Origin of the sequence: Enterococcus montenegrensis (genome assembly GCF_029983095.1) — a bacterium.
In the GTDB taxonomy this organism is placed as follows: Bacteria; Bacillota; Bacilli; order Lactobacillales; family Enterococcaceae; genus Enterococcus_C; species Enterococcus_C montenegrensis.
Genome location: NZ_CP120467.1, coordinates 2,500,692 through 2,516,426 on the forward strand (window position 1 = coordinate 2,500,692; position 15,735 = coordinate 2,516,426).

Below are 15,735 nucleotides of genomic sequence, written 5' to 3' on the forward strand. Positions count from 1 at the left end.
TTATTCCACCATCCCTTGATGTTTTGCTAATAATTCTGGTGTTAATTTTTCGCTGTAAACTTTTTGATCTTTGGCAATTTCCAATCCATCAGTTTTCTCTTCTTCATACAAAGCACTCGGGTAATAGGTGATGATTTCTTTGCGTCCTGTTGTTAAAATGATGTCTACCATTTTTTGTAAATCTGCCATTTTTTCCTTACTTTGTCCCTTGTTTAAAATGCCAATCGATTCGGTTAAATTGTATGTGCCTTCACTAGGTTCGACATAGTCGATTGGATCTTTCGCTTTTTTAGCCGCCACTGCTTGGTGACGCAAACCGTACCCTATTGCGACTTCTCCTACTTTGACTTTCTTTAACGGGCCAGATCCAGAAGCTTCGATATGATCTCCGGCATTTTCATAAATCTTGGCTAAAATAGCTTTGGCTTCATCTTCACCATACGTATCAATTAAACCTTGGAATAACAACCACGCTGTTGAAGATTGCTTAATGTCAGAAATCGATAGCTGCCCCGCATACTCTGGTTTCGCTAAATCTTTCAAGCTTTTCGGTGGATTAATCCCCGCTTCTTTCAACGCTTTTGTATTATAAAAAACGACTCCTTCTTGAACTGTTAGAGGTAATGTGTAACCTGTTGTAACTTGGAGCGGTTTAACACCGACATCTAATTTTTCTAAAAACTTGTTTTTTTCCTCCGCACTATCCAAATAAAAGGTACTCATGGTAACAATATCGGCCTCTAAATTTTTCCCTTCGGCTAAGAGTTTGCCCCCTAATTCAGACGTCCCTAAACTTTGGACAAGGTATTTACCTTTAAAGCCATTTTCATCTAAAGCTTTTTCCATTGCTTTTACCGGTTCTTCATCGGCATTGGTATAAATAATTGCTTTGTCATCTTTTGTCTTTTCCGCACCGGAACCGCTTTTGCAACCGGCTAAAGAAATTAACCCTAAACTTAACATTCCAACCACCATAAACTTCATTACTTTTTTCATTCATTTGCTCCTTGCAATAATTTTTATTTTATAGGCTGCCGGCTAAAAACATGCTGCCTTTACAACTCACTTTTAGCTAGTAGTGAATCGCAATTACTATGTGCTATTTAGAAGAAAATTTTTGCATTTCTCTTTTAAATAAAATTTGAGGAAAGTGAAACTGTTTTTGATTAAGGGTAACCTCTTTTTTCTTCCCCCAATATTTTTTAGTTAACTTAATTGCAAATAACGCGACACAATTAATTGCTAAAATCAATAAGGATAAAATGAAAATATCTACAAAACGCCCAAAGTGCTGTAACTCTTTAATTTTTGTAGTCATCAGACTGGTTCGCGCAGAAACTAAGAAAATCAAACCGCTAATTGTTACCATACTATTGGTGAAATAATAGCTCATCATCTCTAAAATCGTCCCCCGAGAATTAGGAATTATAATGCGCCATACTAAATCAATCCAACGATCTCCCATAATTTGCGAAGTTTTTTCCCAACTATGATCCATTTTTTGAAAGCTTTCTTTTGCCATTTGATAGGGCGTGGCAAAAAAGTGAATAATATTGGCGATCACTAAAATACTTAGCGTATTGTGTAGCGTTGTTCCACTAAAAGCCAACAAGAACATGACCCCTAAAACCATCCCCGGAAAACTATTGGTTAAGGTTGCAAATAAATCAATGCCTTTAGCTGCAATACTATTTTGACGGCTAAAGGAAGTAACAATTCCAGCTAAATAGGCAATACTCATCCCCACCACCGCTGAAATCAGACTGACAATTAACGAATTACTTAATGTATTACTTAATAAATCATCAGCAAAAAATGCACGAAAGTTCTCTGTGGTGAAAATCATTTCGTAAGGCCAGGCTGTGACAAAGGGAATAATAAACATAACTGAAAACATGGCCAACAAACTGCCGCCGACTAGGACAAACAATAAACCCAAAAAGCTGTCGCGGGCTAGATTGGCTACCACTGGTACCTTACGGCGTTGTTTAAAGGACTGCTGTAATTTTTGCAACTGACGAATCAGTAAAACACTGAATAATGATGGTATCAACATGGATAATGCGACAAGTGAGCCTTTTTGAAAATCTGGAATAGAACCGGTAAACCCTTCATAGAGTAACGTCGTAATAAACACTTTGCGTCCACCTACCGCCGTTGGAATCCCAAAGTCGGTAAACGCCATGAAAAATGTTTGACAAAAACTGATCCCAATTAATTTTTGCATCGGGCGTAAAACATTTTGTAATACACTGGTTATTGGGCTATCCCCCAATAAGCGCGAAACGACTAAATATTGTTGGTCCAAATAATCCATGCCGTTATAAAGGAGCAAATAGGCAGTTGGCAACGTATAAATAAAATAGCCCAAAATGACGCCACTAGAACCATATAAATCAAAAAGTTCAAAGCCTAAGATTCTAGTCCAAAGCCCTTGTTTACCAAAACAATAAAGTAAGACAAAGCCATAAGTAATCGTTGGTAATAACATTGGCAAACGAAAGAGCAAATCGCTAAACTGACGTATAAGTTGAAAAAGTCGTGAAAAATGCATCCCATAAGCCAAAAGCCATGCGGTAATTGTTGCAAGCGCCGCAGCAATGCCGGCGTGTATCACACTGTTGAAAAAGCCTGCTAGCCAACCACTTTGCCATAAAATACGAACTGCCCCTTGAAGTGGTTGACCTTCAAAGAGTCCAGCTGTAATTAAAGTAATAACTGGGATAATAAAGAAGATGATAATTCCGCCAATTAATAGCCACTGTACCAAATCTGTAATTTTTATTGCTTTCATAGCTGTGCCACCTGGTGGGTACCTTGAAATAGGGCAAAGATATTTTGAATATTACGATATTTCGTTTCCAATTGCGCCACTACAAAATCCTGGATAAACGGACTGCCCGCTTCAGCGATAATTTCTGCCGGTGCAGCAAATTTTGCGACCCGACCATTTTCTAAGACCATCACTTTATCTGACAATGTCAAAGCCTCTTCTGGATCATGGGTCACGATGATAGTGGTTAACTGCAATGTTTTAGCGATCATTTGAATTTTTTCTTTAATCGATTCTTTGATGACACCATCTAATGCACTTAAAGGCTCATCTAGCAATAAAATTTCTGGTTTCATTACCAATGTTCTTCCCAAGGCTACGCGTTGTTTTTGCCCACCAGATAAAGCCCTGATTGGTTTATCCAAATGTTTTTCTAAATCGAGTAGTTGAATTAATTCCGCTACTTCTTCTTTTGTAGAAAGACTAGGTTTTCTTTTCAAACCATAAAGTAGATTTTCTCTTGCAGTTAAATGAGGAAACAGACCATAATCTTGAAAGACAATATTAAAGCCGCGTTTTTCCATTGGCACGTTGGTGATATCTTGCCCTTTGTATACCAAACGCCCACTGTTGGGTTTTTCTAAACCTAAAATCATATTTAATAAAGTAGTTTTGCCAGAACCAGAGCGACCGAGAATGGAAACAATTTCCCCCGGTTTAATCACTAAATCAATATCGGTCAAAATCGTCTGTGCACCAAAACTTTTATTTACTTGTTGAATTTCTAACATTTCTCTGCCCCTTTTCTTTTGACTGAAATTTTCGAAAAAACTATCAATTCCGCTTCACTGACTTCAGTATAGAGGCAAAATGTTAATGACTTGACACCTTTAAGTAAAAGATTGGTAAAGCCTGTATATTTTATGTAAATAGTCACTAGGATAAGAAAAGCGTTTCGAACTCGTTTAGCTTTTGAGCATTAAGACAGAATTTCAATAAATTGCCCTACAAATTTCTTGAAATTTTGACTTAAGGCCGATAAAGCTAGTTCGTGAAGCTAGACAATTAGAAAAGCGTTTCGAACTCGTTTAGCTTTTCTTGCGAAAAACTTATCCTTTCCTTCCAGATAAAAAGGGATTCAGTGTAAAAGCCCTAACGGCTATCCACTGAATCCTTTTTTAACAATAAGCAGAAAGATTGCTTCTACCTGTGTTTTTTCATTTTTTTAATTGGCAACAATATTCACTAATTTATTTGGTACGACAATCACTTTGCGAACTGTTTTGCCGGCAATATGTTCTTTAATCGCATTATCTGCCAATGCAGTTTTTTCTAATTCATCTTTTGAAAGATCGCGGGCAACTTGGACTTTGCTGCGAACTTTACCATTCACTTGGAAGACAACTTCAATTTCATCTTCAACCAATTGCGCTTCATCATAAGTTGGCCAAGCTACATAAGAAATACCGCCTTCGTTGCCTAAAATCGCCCAAAGTTCTTCTGCGATATGGGGGGCGATTGGTGCTAATAATTGCACAAAGCCTTCAATATACGCATAGGAAAGTGCTTCTGTTTTGTATGCTTCATTGATAAAGACCATCAATTGTGAAATTGCGGTGTTAAAGTGCATCTGTTCGTAATCTTCGGTTACTTTTTTTACCGTTTGATGGTAAACTTTAGTCAATTTACCATCGTTAAAGGTCGTAATGCGATCGCGCATTTTTCCTTCTTCGTCTACGATTAAACGCCAAACGCGTTCTAAGAATTTGCGGCTACCTTCTAGCCCATTTTCACTCCAGGCAATCGACGCATCAAGTGGCCCCATAAACATTTCATACATCCGCAATGTATCTGCACCGTATTTTTCCACCACGTCATCTGGGTTTACCACATTACCACGGGATTTGGACATCTTTTCATTATTGCCCCCAAGAATCATACCTTGGTTAAATAGTTTTTGATACGGTTCTTTTGTTGGCACCACACCGATATCATACAAGAATTTATGCCAGAAGCGAGCATACAATAAGTGCAAGACCGCGTGTTCAGCTCCACCGATATAAATATCTACTGGTAACCAGCGTTCCAATTTATCATAGTCTGCTAAAGCTGTTTTGTTGTGAGGATCGATATAACGCAAATGATACCAAGAACTACCTGCCCATTGTGGCATTGTATTGGTTTCACGGCGACCTTTTTTACCCGTTTTCTCATCAACGACATTAATCCAATCTTCGATATTGGCTAGTGGTGATTCACCGGTACCACTTGGTTTAATATTATCTGTAACAGGTAAACGCAACGGTAATTCTTCTTCTGAAAGAGCTGTTGTTGTTCCATCTTCCCAGTGGATAATTGGAATTGGTTCACCCCAATAACGTTGACGAGAGAATAACCAGTCCCGCAAACGGTAGCTGACTTCTTTTTTACCAACGCCGTTTTCTTCAAGCCACGCGTTCATTTTTTCAATGGCTTCTTCTTTGTTTAAACCGTCTAAAAAGTCAGAGTTGATATGTTTGCCGTCACCTGTATAGGCTTCTTTTTTTACATCGCCGCCAGCTAAAACTGGAATAATATCCAGGCCAAATGTTTGTGCAAATTCATAGTCCCGTTCGTCGTGAGCAGGTACTGCCATAATGGCGCCTGTCCCATAAGTCGCCAACACATAATCTGCGATCCAAATTGGAATTTGTTTGCCGTTAACTGGATTAATGGCGTAAGCTCCTGTGAAGACCCCTGTTTTTTCTTTTGCTAAGTCTGTGCGCGCTAATTCTGATTTTTTTGCTGCTTGCTCAATGTAAGCTGCTACTGCTTCTTTTTGTTCTGGCGTAGTGATTTTTTCAACTAAATCAAGTTCTGGTGCTAAAACAGCATAGGTCGCACCAAACAATGTATCTGGTCTGGTAGTGAACACAGTGAAATCTTCATTGCTATCAGCAACTTTAAAGGTAACATTTGCTCCCACTGAGCGACCAATCCAGTTGCGTTGCATTTCTTTAATACTTTCTGGCCAGTCAACCAAGTCAAGGTCGTCTAAGAGACGATCGGCATAGGCGGTAATTTTCAACATCCATTGACGCATTGGACGTCTGATGACATCGTAGCCGCCACGTTCACTCTTCCCATCAATAACTTCTTCATTGGAAATTACTGTCCCTAATTCTGGAACCCAGTTAACCGCAACTTCAGCTTCATAGGCCAAGCCTTTTTCATATAATTTGGTAAAAATCCATTGCGTCCATTTGTAGTATTCTGGATCAGTCGTATTAATTTCACGATTCCAGTCATAACTAAAACCTAATGAATTAATCTGACGTTTGAAAGTTTCAATATTTTTCTTTGTAAATTCAGCTGGGTCATTGCCTGTGTCTAAAGCATATTGTTCCGCCGGCAAACCAAAAGCATCCCACCCCATTGGATGTAATACGCTAAATCCTTGTGAACGTTTCATTCGTGATAAAATATCCGTTGCTGTATAACCTTCTGGATGGCCTACATGTAGCCCTTGACCAGATGGGTATGGAAACATATCCAAAGCATAAAATTTGGGTTGATCTGTCTTGTCATGGGTATTAAACGTATTGTTTTTAGCCCAATATTTTTGCCATTTTTTTTCGATTTGCTTATGATCGTACACTGCTAAATCCTCCTAAAAATTAATTGACTGGCAATCAGTCGTATAAAAAAAGTCCTATAAAAAGCTATGCTTTTTATAGGACGTAATCTACGTGGTACCACCTAATTTTGCTCATCAAAAAAGATAAGCCTCAAACGTTGTAACGATCGTCACCGTAACAGCCTACTTATTTCAACTGCTAACGCTAAAAGGCGAGTTCAAAAGAGTTCGTACACATTTCCACCAACCATGTGCTCTCTAAAACGATTTGCTTTTTACTATTCCTTCTCACAGCGAAGTTTTCTACTTGTTAGTTATACTAACAAAGAATATACCAAAATTCAATTATTATTTTACTTTTAGCGTTTGACCAGGATAAATGAAATTGTTTTGAATTTTGTTTAACTGAATCAATTTATCCATCGTAATACCAAACTTATCGGCAATTCCCCAAACAGAGTCACCACTTTGTACTTGATAGGTTTTGCTGTTGTTTTGGCTGCTAGAATTTTGTGCTTGAACGCCTTGTACGCTGCCTTTTTTCACAATAACTTTTTGGCCTGGGTAAATAAAATCATTTTTGATATTATTCCATTGACGGAATTGATCCATTGAAATTTTATATTTGTTCGCTACAGCCCAAACCGAATCTCCACTTTGAATGGTGTAGTATTGATTTTGACCGCTATTGCCCGTATTACTTGTATTTGTATTGTTATTTGGCTTAGCTGCTGTCGTATTTTGGGCGGGTTTATTATTTGTTGTACTAGCAGAACCATTTTTCACCACTAGGCGTTGCCCCGGGTAAATAAAGTTATTCTTGATATTATTCCAGCTCACTAATGTATTCATACTAATACCATATTTATTTGAGATACCCCAAACTGAATCTCCGCTTTGAACAGTGTAATAAGTTTTCCCGCTACTATTATTTGTATTGGCTGGTTTATTGGTACTTGGCTTATTGGTATTTTGTGCCGGCTTACTTGGTGTGTTATTTGTCGTAGTAGAACCGCTAGTACCTTTTTTCACCACTAGACGTTGGCCGGGATAAATGAAATTGTTTTTGATATTATTCCAGCTCACTAAACTGCTCATACTAATATTGTACTTATTTGAGATGCCCCAAACTGAATCTCCGCTTTGAACAGTATAGTATTGTGTAGCACTAGAACTTGTTGTATTTCCACTTGGTTTATTATTGTTTTGTGTCGGTTTACTTGGTGTTTCATTTGTTGTAGTAGAACCGCTAGTACCTTTTTTCACCACTAGGCGTTGGCCAGGATAAATAAAATTGTTTTTGATATTATTCCAGCTAATCAAATTATTCATACTAATGCCATATTTGTTCGCGATGCCCCACACAGAGTCGCCACTTTGTACCGTATAATACTGGCTTACGCTTGAAGAAGAACCACTGGAACTGTTGTTATTAGTCGAACCAGAACCACCACTCCAAGCCCCTCCGCCAGCATTACCGCTAGCTGGTGTATCATAGCGAGTCAGTCCGTAACTTTCAATTACACTATTTAATGCTGAAGCATAGTTTGGTGCAGTAGCGTAACGTCCAGTTAACCAAGCCGTTGCATCTCTGTAAGAGCTGGTATTACTCTTCCAAGCACCACGATAATAATATTGACCGCCGATATAAACATTGCGTAATGTTGCAGCATTATCTGCAAAAGATTCTTTATAGGAAGGATAATCCCGGAAAGGTTCTTTCATGGTCACCCATTTCCCATTTAAATATTCTAAGGTGTTCATATAGACAGTTTTACCATTGTAACTGCCTTTAATACCAAATAAGTTATAGTAAGGTGCGCGGGATAAACTACTTGTTCCCCAACCACTTTCAACAATTGCTTGGGCAATCATGACAGAAGCATATAAGTCGTTTGCTGCCGCTACAGGTTGTGCATGAGCTGCCAATTCTGTAATCAATGCAGTGGAATTACTACGACTAGAAGTTTGGCTTAAGTCTCTTGAAATTTGTGCTTGGTTGTTGCTTGTTGCTTCTGCTGTCACCGGTTTTGCCAAAGGTGCCACTACAGAGCAAGCAGTTAAAGTTGTGCCCACGATTGCCGCGCTTTTTTTAGCATCGCGGTAAAACTTAATTTGTTTTTCTTCTTTACGTCGTTCTTTACGAGAAACAAGTTGGGTCAAGTTGCTCGCCTCCTTTTTTAAGCTTTTCTTAACTTTAAGTATACAGGCTAATGTTTTTTATTAAAAGTTTTAAACGATTATTTCGGCAATTTGTTAAATTGCTGTAACATTATCTTTATTTAGTTATTTTTATTACTAACATTATTTATTTTATCAAGCTTTATCTGCTTAATTATTGAGAAATTAAGTTATTAAAAAACAGCAAAATATTGCAAAACGATTACATAAGTTCTGCTTTGTAAAATATTTTTATATTATTTAATAAAAATGTGAAAAAGTGATATTTTCGACTTTTTTTAACCTTATCTTAATATCAGAAAAAATTTGTACCAATAAAAGAAAGGGACAACTTCTCATGCTATAATAATTCCATTGTCAAATAATTACTTACATTTACTAAAGGAGAATTTATGAAACATAAACTTTATTACCAATTTGCTGGTAGTTGTTCCTTATTACTGTTTGTCTTTTTAGGTTATGTGGTGAAATTTTACCGCCAATGGTTAACAGGCTTTGATAATTTTGTTACCAGCATCCTTCGTAGTGGATATCCCACTTGGAATAGTTTTTTTATTTGGATTACAAAATTTGCTAACCCTGCCACGATTGTCATTTTGGCACTGGCCTTTTTATTTTTATTTTATCGCGGAAAGTATTACGCAGAAGCGCTGTGGCTCTTTATAAATGTCGGCTTAGTGTCAGGGATTGTAAATCCGCTGATTAAGCTTGTCTTCCAACGTGAACGTCCTACATTAGAGCATTTAGTGTCTGAACATAGTTTTAGTTTTCCCAGTGGACATGCTTGTGCCAGCATGATTTTATATGGTACTTTGATTTTCATTTTGCCAGGTTTACTGAAAAACAAGCAAATTTTACTCGGACTACAAATTCTGCTTGGCATTTTAATTGTTCTTATTGGTACTAGCCGTATTTATCTCGGTGTTCATTTTCCAAGTGATATTATTGGTGGCTATAGCCTTGCTCTGGGCTGGCTCTGCCTAACATATCCTTACTTTAGCGAAAAACGCTTTGTCTGGCGTTTTAAAAACCAACAGAAATAATGAGGGAATAGCAAATGACTTTTTTATATAGTGAAGATACCAACAAACGTTATCATTCATGGAATTATGCTTTACGCCAAGAATTTGGTGGTAAAATTTTCAAAGTACCTGTCGATGGTGGTTTTGATTGTCCGAATCGCGATGGTACCGTTGCGCGAGGCGGCTGCACTTTTTGCAGTGTTTCTGGTTCTGGAGACATGATTGTTGCACCAGAAGATCCCCTACCCCTTCAGTTTCATAAAGAAATTGATATGATGCACCAAAAATGGCCCCATGTCGACCAATATATTGTTTATTTTCAAAATTTCACGAATACCCATGCCCCTTTAGCGGTCATTAAAGAGCGTTTTGAACAAGTGGTTAATTTACCCGGGGTAGTCGGACTTTCTGTGGGGACTCGCCCAGATTGCTTGCCTGAAGACGTGGTAGAATATTTAGCTGAGCTAAACGAACGTTTGTATCTATGGGTTGAATTAGGCTTACAGACGACTTATGAACAAACAAGTAAAATTATTAATCGCGCTCACGATTATCCAACTTATGTTGATGCCGTGGCTCGCTTGCGCAAACACAATATAAATGTCTGTACACATTTAATTAATGGCTTACCTGGGGAAACACCGGAAATGATGGTGGAAAATGTTCGGCGTACCTTACTGGACAGTGATATTCAAGGTATTAAATTACATTTATTGCATCTGATGCGCAACACCCGCATGTTACGAGATTACCATGAAGGCCGCTTGCAACTGATGAGCCGCAAAAGCTATGTCACGGTTATTTGTGATCAATTGGAATTAATTCCGCCTGAGGTGATCATCCACCGCTTAACCGGCGATGCCCCGTGGGATTCTTTGATTGGGCCGATGTGGAGTTTAAAAAAATGGGAAGTCTTAAATGCCATTGACGAAGAAATGCGTCGGCGCAATACGTATCAAGGAAGTAAAAATGTCTTGCTGGAGGCAAAAATTCATGCTTAAAACGGCCATGCATTATAGCCACGAACTTTTAAGTGAAGTTGTAACTATTGGTGATCATGTCGTCGACGCCACTATGGGCAATGGTCACGACACGCTTTTTTTAGCTAAATTAGTAGGCGTAGGTGGTAGAGTTGATGCTTTTGATATTCAAAAGGCTGCCCTTTTAGCTACAAAAGAAAAATTAGCTGCCCATCCTGAGGGCGTGGCTGTCAATTTACATTTAACCGGTCACGAGAATGTTGCCGATTACTTGCAAGGTGAAAAAATTAAAGCCGCTATTTTTAATCTGGGCTATTTGCCACAAAGTGATAAACAGATTATCACTTTACCGCAGACAACAAAGAAATCATTAGATGCGCTTTTGGCCCATTTACAACCAAAAGGACGTATTATCATCGTCTGTTATTACGGTCATCCTGGTGGTAGAGAAGAATTAGAAACAATTCAAGCCTATTGCAGTGATTTGCCACAAAAACAATACAACGTCTTAGCCTATCAATTTATCAATCAAAAAAATCAGCCACCATTATTATTTTGCATTGAAGCCAAGTAATAGTGAACACTAGCTCGAATAAAAACACGCGGATTTGGATGGTTCTCATAAAGAGCACAATCATCCAAATCCGCGTGTTTTTTAATTAAAAGGTAATTTTAGTCATGATAAATCAAATGCTGAAATGAAGTAGCTTGGTTTGCCAAATGATTTGTCACCACTTCATTTAAAACAGGTGGTCGTAAATCCAATTTTTTAGAGGCCAAATCTAGCCAAGAAAGTGTAATAGTCTTTTCTATACCACTGATAATTGGCAATGTTTGACTATCCGTAACAGTTTGCAAGTGATATAAAAAAAGCACTTGATGATAATCATCGCCTTCATAGACAAAAAAGTTTTCAATGACTGCCATGAGATCTTTTGTTTTTACGTCTAAACCACTTTCTTCTTTCAACTCACGAATAACAGCTGCTTGGGAAGATTCCCCCGTTTTTACTGCTCCACCTGGTAAGGTTTGTGTCCCATCGTCCTCTGTTGAAACTAAAATATGGCCTTTTTGAATTAAAATTCCGCTTGACCGTACATCAAAACGATCTGTGGCAATCTTGGTTCTGATATCTGTCTTGGTATACATGTTGTTCTCCTTTATAAAACAAACAGCTTTTTACTAGTTAAATCTCAACAGGCAACCATTGCAAAACTTTTTGAATCCATTCATCCCAAAAATCCCACGTATGCGCTCCTGGTCCTTCTTCATAGGTAATGAAAAAACCAGCTGCTTGCGCTTTTTGAACAAAGTATTGGTTACTTTGATACAAAAAGTCCTCTGTCCCGCAGCAAACAAATAGTTTAGGTGCGACTTCTGGTGCCACTGTAGTTAAAAGGTGAATCGGATCGTTTTCAGAGCCCTTCATTTTTTCAACGGGTCCAAAAACGCCTTCCCAATAGGCTTGGCTACCTGATTGTAATAACACTTCAGGATCGCTAGCCAAAGCTAAAGCACCAGAAAGGCTAGCAACAGCGGCAAATTTATCCGGACAACGCAAACCTAATTTAATCACACCATAGCCTCCCATTGAAAGACCAGCCGCAAATGTTTTTTCTTTCTTGGTTGTTAGTTGTGGAAATAATTCATGTAAAATATCTGGTAATTCTTCTGAAATAAAAGTCCAATACTGCATGCCATAACGGGTATCTGTATAAAATCCTAGTTCCGTCGTAGGCATCACCACTGCGATCTCACTTTCCCGTACATAGCGTTCGATACTGCTGCGGCGCATCCACGCTGTCTCATTCCCGCCCATACCGTGTAACAGATATAAAACCGGCACATCGTCTTTTTTGTCTCGCGTTAACCGTGCGCTACTTTGCGGTAAAATTAAATTCAATCCTACGTCTAAATTTAAAACACTTGAATAAATATTTGCTTGTATAAATGCCAACTTTTGCCACCTCGACTTTTCAATGTCTCGTTTTCCAAAATGATAACGTCTGGCTGTCCTTGGAGAGGCTTGGGATAAATTTCTAAAGCAATTTAATAAAATTACATCCTCTTATCTGGCAGACAAACGCCCCGCTAAAATTCTTCTTCATTACATTGTATCAGACTTTTTCAAAAATAGGGTCAAAACCAAAGCCGCAACAATTAAAATAGCCCCCGCCAAATAGACACCATGTAAACTAGCAAAAAGAATCCCCCGCAATGTTTCCCGTAAACCCGATGCCAAAAGTTTTGCTGTCTGAGGATTTACCAATTGATTCATGACATCATTTTTATTTGCCACTGTCACACTTTGCAACTTAGCTGCAGTAATCCCATTTAATAAGATACCAAAAACAGAGACCATAATCGTTTGGCCAATCGTCCGCGCTAACGTATTAAAAGAAGTGGCTACCCCCATCTGTTCCGGCAAAACGCTACTTTGCGCACTAACCGTACAGGTCACCGTCACCGCCCCCAAACCAATACCGAGAATGGTTGAGATAGCAAAAAACCAAAGCCAATTTGTGTGTTGGGGCACCACGACCAAACAAACCGCCCCAAAAAGCGTTATGATTATTCCTCGAAGCAACACCCGTTTAACCGCAATCGTTGCCATCCAACGTCCTGCCAAAAACGAACCCACTAACCACAATAACGACAATGGTGCCAAAACAAGTCCGCCAATTCCAGCCGAAAGTCCCAGCACACCTTGCATCCACATCGGAATATAAACATCTACCCCAATTAAAAAGCCACTAGCTAGCGCTGCTACTAAGTTCACCACCACAAATAAAGGCTGTGTGAATAAGTGTAACGAGATAACGGGATCTTCTGCGCGCTTTTCTGCATAAACAAACAAAATCCCTGCTGCAACTGCTACAATTGCTAAAACAATAACTTTAACAGATAAACCTTCATCACCTAAAAACTGGAAAGCTAACAATAGTGCTAATAACAGACCCATTAAAGATAGACTACCAAAAATATCCATCTTCTTTTGCTGATACCTTACTTTTTCTTCTACCAAATAAAGCCAAATTAAAATAATCAAAATAATTCCAATTGGTACATTAATAAAGAAAATCCAGTGCCAACCGATGGTATCTACGATAATGCCACCAGCTAATGGACCGACTACCGAGGCAATTCCCCAGGCAGTACTGTTTAACCCCAGCACCTTCGCACGTTTTTCTTTATCATACAAATCACCAATAATCGTCAATGCTACTGGCATCATCGCGCCAGCTCCCATTCCTTGAATGGCTCTGGAAATAATCAACGTCAGCATAGTATTAGATAGACCACAAAGCGCCGAACCAATAATAAATAGTACGGTTCCTAAAATGAAAATTGGTTTACGACCGATTTTATCAGCTAATTTCCCATAAATCGGTGTTAACATGGCATTGGTTAATAAATAGATTGAAAAGACCCAGTTCATAATTTCAATGCCGTGTAATGAGCCGACGATTGTTGGCATAGCCGTCGTTACGATTGTTCCTTCCACCGCTGTCATAAATGTTGCCACAAAAACAGCAACCGTAACTAGCGTAACATTTGTTTCTTTTTTCATTTTTAACCTCCTCAACTAAACTTAAACTCTCTTTTTACAACAACTAGCAAAAAATTGCATTTAAATTTTCGTATCTCTTTTTTAAAAGCTATTTTCCTCAAAGAAAAGCCGCTATCACCTAAGCAATAGCGGCCAAAAAAATCAAGTAAACAATCAGTATTATGCGTTCACACTAGCTAGCAATGCGTCTACTTTATCCGTGTGTTCCCATGGTAAATCAACATCAGTCCGACCAAAATGGCCATAAGCTGCTGTCTGACGATAAATCGGACGACGCAAGTCCAACATCTCAATAATGCCAGCTGGACGTAAATCAAAGTTTTCACGAATTGCTTCAATTAATTTTTCATCACTGACAGTACCAGTTCCAAAAGTATTAATTGAAATCGAAACAGGTTGTGCTACACCGATTGCGTAAGCCAATTGTACTTCAACTTTGCTAGCAAGTTTAGCCGCCACAATATTTTTTGCAATATAACGAGCAGCATAACTAGCCGAACGGTCAACTTTAGTAGCATCTTTACCAGAAAAAGCACCGCCACCATGACGGGCATATCCCCCGTAAGTATCTACAATAATTTTACGACCTGTTAACCCGGCATCTCCTTGTGGCCCACCAATTACAAAGCGTCCTGTAGGATTGATAAAGTATTTTGTATCTTCATCTAATAATTCACTTGGGATAACTGGTTCAATAACTTTTTTAATCACATCTTTACGGATTGTCGCGTTGTCAGCAGCATCATCGTGCTGTGTGCTAATTACGACTGTATCGATTCGTTTAGCTTTACCAGCTTCATCATATTCTACCGTCACTTGCGACTTTGCATCAGGACGTAAATATTTAAGTTCACCATTTTTACGTAGCTCTGCTAAACGACGAACTAATTTATGACTTAATGAAATTGGCAATGGCATTAATTCTGGTGTTTCATCACAAGCAAAACCAAACATTAAACCTTGGTCGCCTGCTCCAATCTCATCAATCATCGCATCTTTATTATCGCGACTTTCCAAAGCGGCATCTACGCCTTGTGCAATATCAGGTGATTGTTCATCAATTGCTACTAAAACAGCAACTGTATCCCCATCAAAGCCAAATTTAGCGCGCGTATAGCCGATATCTTTAATCGTATTTCGAACGATTTTTTGAATATCTACATAAGCCGATGTCGAAATTTCACCAAACACTAAAACTAAACCCGTTGTTACTGAAGTTTCACATGCTACACGAGCAGTTGGATCCTTCGCTAAAATTGCATCCAAGATTGCATCACTGATTTGATCAGCCACCTTATCTGGATGTCCTTCAGAAACAGATTCTGAAGTAAATAAATGTCTTTCTGTCATGATGATTCCCCCTAATAATATTCGGTTACAAGGCATCTTCGCAGTGCGAATCCTCTCGGGAACTTGCAACGTTTGTAGTATAGCAGATTTAATCAGATAAAGCTCGCTTATTTTATTATATTTCCTAATAAAACAAAAAAAAGAAGATACACGACGTATCTTCTCATGATCCGTACGGGATTCGAACCCGTGTTACCGCCGTGAAAGGGCGGTGTCTTAACCGCTTGACCAACGGACCAATC

12 protein-coding genes, 1 tRNA gene, 1 riboswitch and 1 other annotated feature are annotated in these 15,735 nt (G+C 38.6%); of the genes, 3 read left to right on the forward strand and 10 right to left on the reverse strand.

The window, feature by feature from the left end; translation table 11 throughout:
- The 5 genes from P3T75_RS12020 to P3T75_RS12040 all read right to left on the reverse strand — a co-directional run bounded on the left by P3T75_RS12020 (position 1) and on the right by P3T75_RS12040 (position 8,552).
- Positions 1 to 996 carry an extracellular solute-binding protein gene (locus P3T75_RS12020; protein ID WP_282461724.1) on the reverse strand — a complete coding sequence of 332 codons (996 nt, stop codon included), beginning with the start codon at positions 994 to 996 and terminating at the stop codon, positions 1 to 3.
- Between the two features lie 103 nt (positions 997 to 1,099).
- Complete coding sequence (locus tag P3T75_RS12025; protein ID WP_282461725.1) at positions 1,100 to 2,794, reverse strand: ABC transporter permease subunit; 1,695 nt, start codon at positions 2,792 to 2,794, stop codon at positions 1,100 to 1,102.
- Positions 2,791 to 3,564 (reverse strand): ABC transporter ATP-binding protein, encoded by a 774-nt coding sequence (locus P3T75_RS12030; protein ID WP_282461726.1) that lies wholly within the window; start codon positions 3,562 to 3,564, stop codon positions 2,791 to 2,793. The genes P3T75_RS12025 and P3T75_RS12030 overlap by 4 nt, the downstream gene beginning before the upstream one ends.
- 434 nt (positions 3,565 to 3,998) lie before the next feature.
- Positions 3,999 to 6,410 carry a leucine--tRNA ligase gene (gene leuS / locus P3T75_RS12035; RefSeq protein WP_230710467.1) on the reverse strand — a complete coding sequence of 804 codons (2,412 nt, stop codon included), beginning with the start codon at positions 6,408 to 6,410 and terminating at the stop codon, positions 3,999 to 4,001.
- A gap of 73 nt (positions 6,411 to 6,483) precedes the next feature.
- Positions 6,484 to 6,690, reverse strand: a binding site (T-box leader).
- A 47-nt stretch (positions 6,691 to 6,737) separates the two neighbouring features.
- Positions 6,738 to 8,552 (reverse strand): LysM peptidoglycan-binding domain-containing protein, encoded by a 1,815-nt coding sequence (locus tag P3T75_RS12040; protein WP_282461727.1) that lies wholly within the window; start codon positions 8,550 to 8,552, stop codon positions 6,738 to 6,740.
- A 410-nt stretch (positions 8,553 to 8,962) separates the two neighbouring features.
- Between P3T75_RS12040 and P3T75_RS12045 the strand changes: the two genes are divergently transcribed.
- The 3 genes from P3T75_RS12045 to P3T75_RS12055 are packed head-to-tail and all read left to right on the forward strand — an operon-like array spanning position 8,963 to position 11,146.
- Positions 8,963 to 9,613: a phosphatase PAP2 family protein gene (locus tag P3T75_RS12045; protein ID WP_282461728.1), complete on the forward strand. Its 651-nt coding sequence runs from the start codon at positions 8,963 to 8,965 to the stop codon at positions 9,611 to 9,613.
- Positions 9,614 to 9,627: 14 nt separating this feature from the next.
- Positions 9,628 to 10,593 carry a TIGR01212 family radical SAM protein gene (locus tag P3T75_RS12050; protein ID WP_206903959.1) on the forward strand — a complete coding sequence of 322 codons (966 nt, stop codon included), beginning with the start codon at positions 9,628 to 9,630 and terminating at the stop codon, positions 10,591 to 10,593.
- Positions 10,586 to 11,146, forward strand: a complete 561-nt coding sequence (locus tag P3T75_RS12055; RefSeq protein WP_206903960.1) for a tRNA (mnm(5)s(2)U34)-methyltransferase — start codon at positions 10,586 to 10,588, stop codon at positions 11,144 to 11,146. The genes P3T75_RS12050 and P3T75_RS12055 overlap by 8 nt, the downstream gene beginning before the upstream one ends.
- Positions 11,147 to 11,244: 98 nt before the next feature.
- On the opposite strand, the gene P3T75_RS12060 is transcribed toward P3T75_RS12055, so the two are convergent.
- The 5 genes from P3T75_RS12060 to P3T75_RS12080 form a co-directional block, all read right to left on the reverse strand.
- Positions 11,245 to 11,721, reverse strand: coding sequence for an NUDIX hydrolase (locus P3T75_RS12060; RefSeq protein ID WP_282461729.1), 477 nt, complete (start codon positions 11,719 to 11,721; stop codon positions 11,245 to 11,247).
- Between the two features lie 37 nt (positions 11,722 to 11,758).
- A complete protein-coding gene (locus P3T75_RS12065) occupies positions 11,759 to 12,529 on the reverse strand; it encodes an alpha/beta hydrolase (RefSeq protein ID WP_282461730.1) in 771 nt (256 codons plus the stop codon).
- Positions 12,530 to 12,679: 150 nt separating this feature from the next.
- A complete protein-coding gene (locus tag P3T75_RS12070; protein WP_282461731.1) occupies positions 12,680 to 14,143 on the reverse strand; it encodes an MDR family MFS transporter in 1,464 nt (487 codons plus the stop codon).
- Positions 14,144 to 14,302: 159 nt separating this feature from the next.
- Positions 14,303 to 15,493, reverse strand: coding sequence for a methionine adenosyltransferase (gene metK, locus P3T75_RS12075; RefSeq protein ID WP_206903964.1), 1,191 nt, complete (start codon positions 15,491 to 15,493; stop codon positions 14,303 to 14,305).
- A riboswitch (SMK box riboswitch) is annotated at positions 15,491 to 15,567 on the reverse strand. It overlaps the preceding gene by 3 nt.
- Positions 15,568 to 15,659: 92 nt before the next feature.
- A tRNA-Glu gene (locus P3T75_RS12080) sits at positions 15,660 to 15,731 on the reverse strand.
- Positions 15,732 to 15,735: the final 4 nt, after the last annotated feature.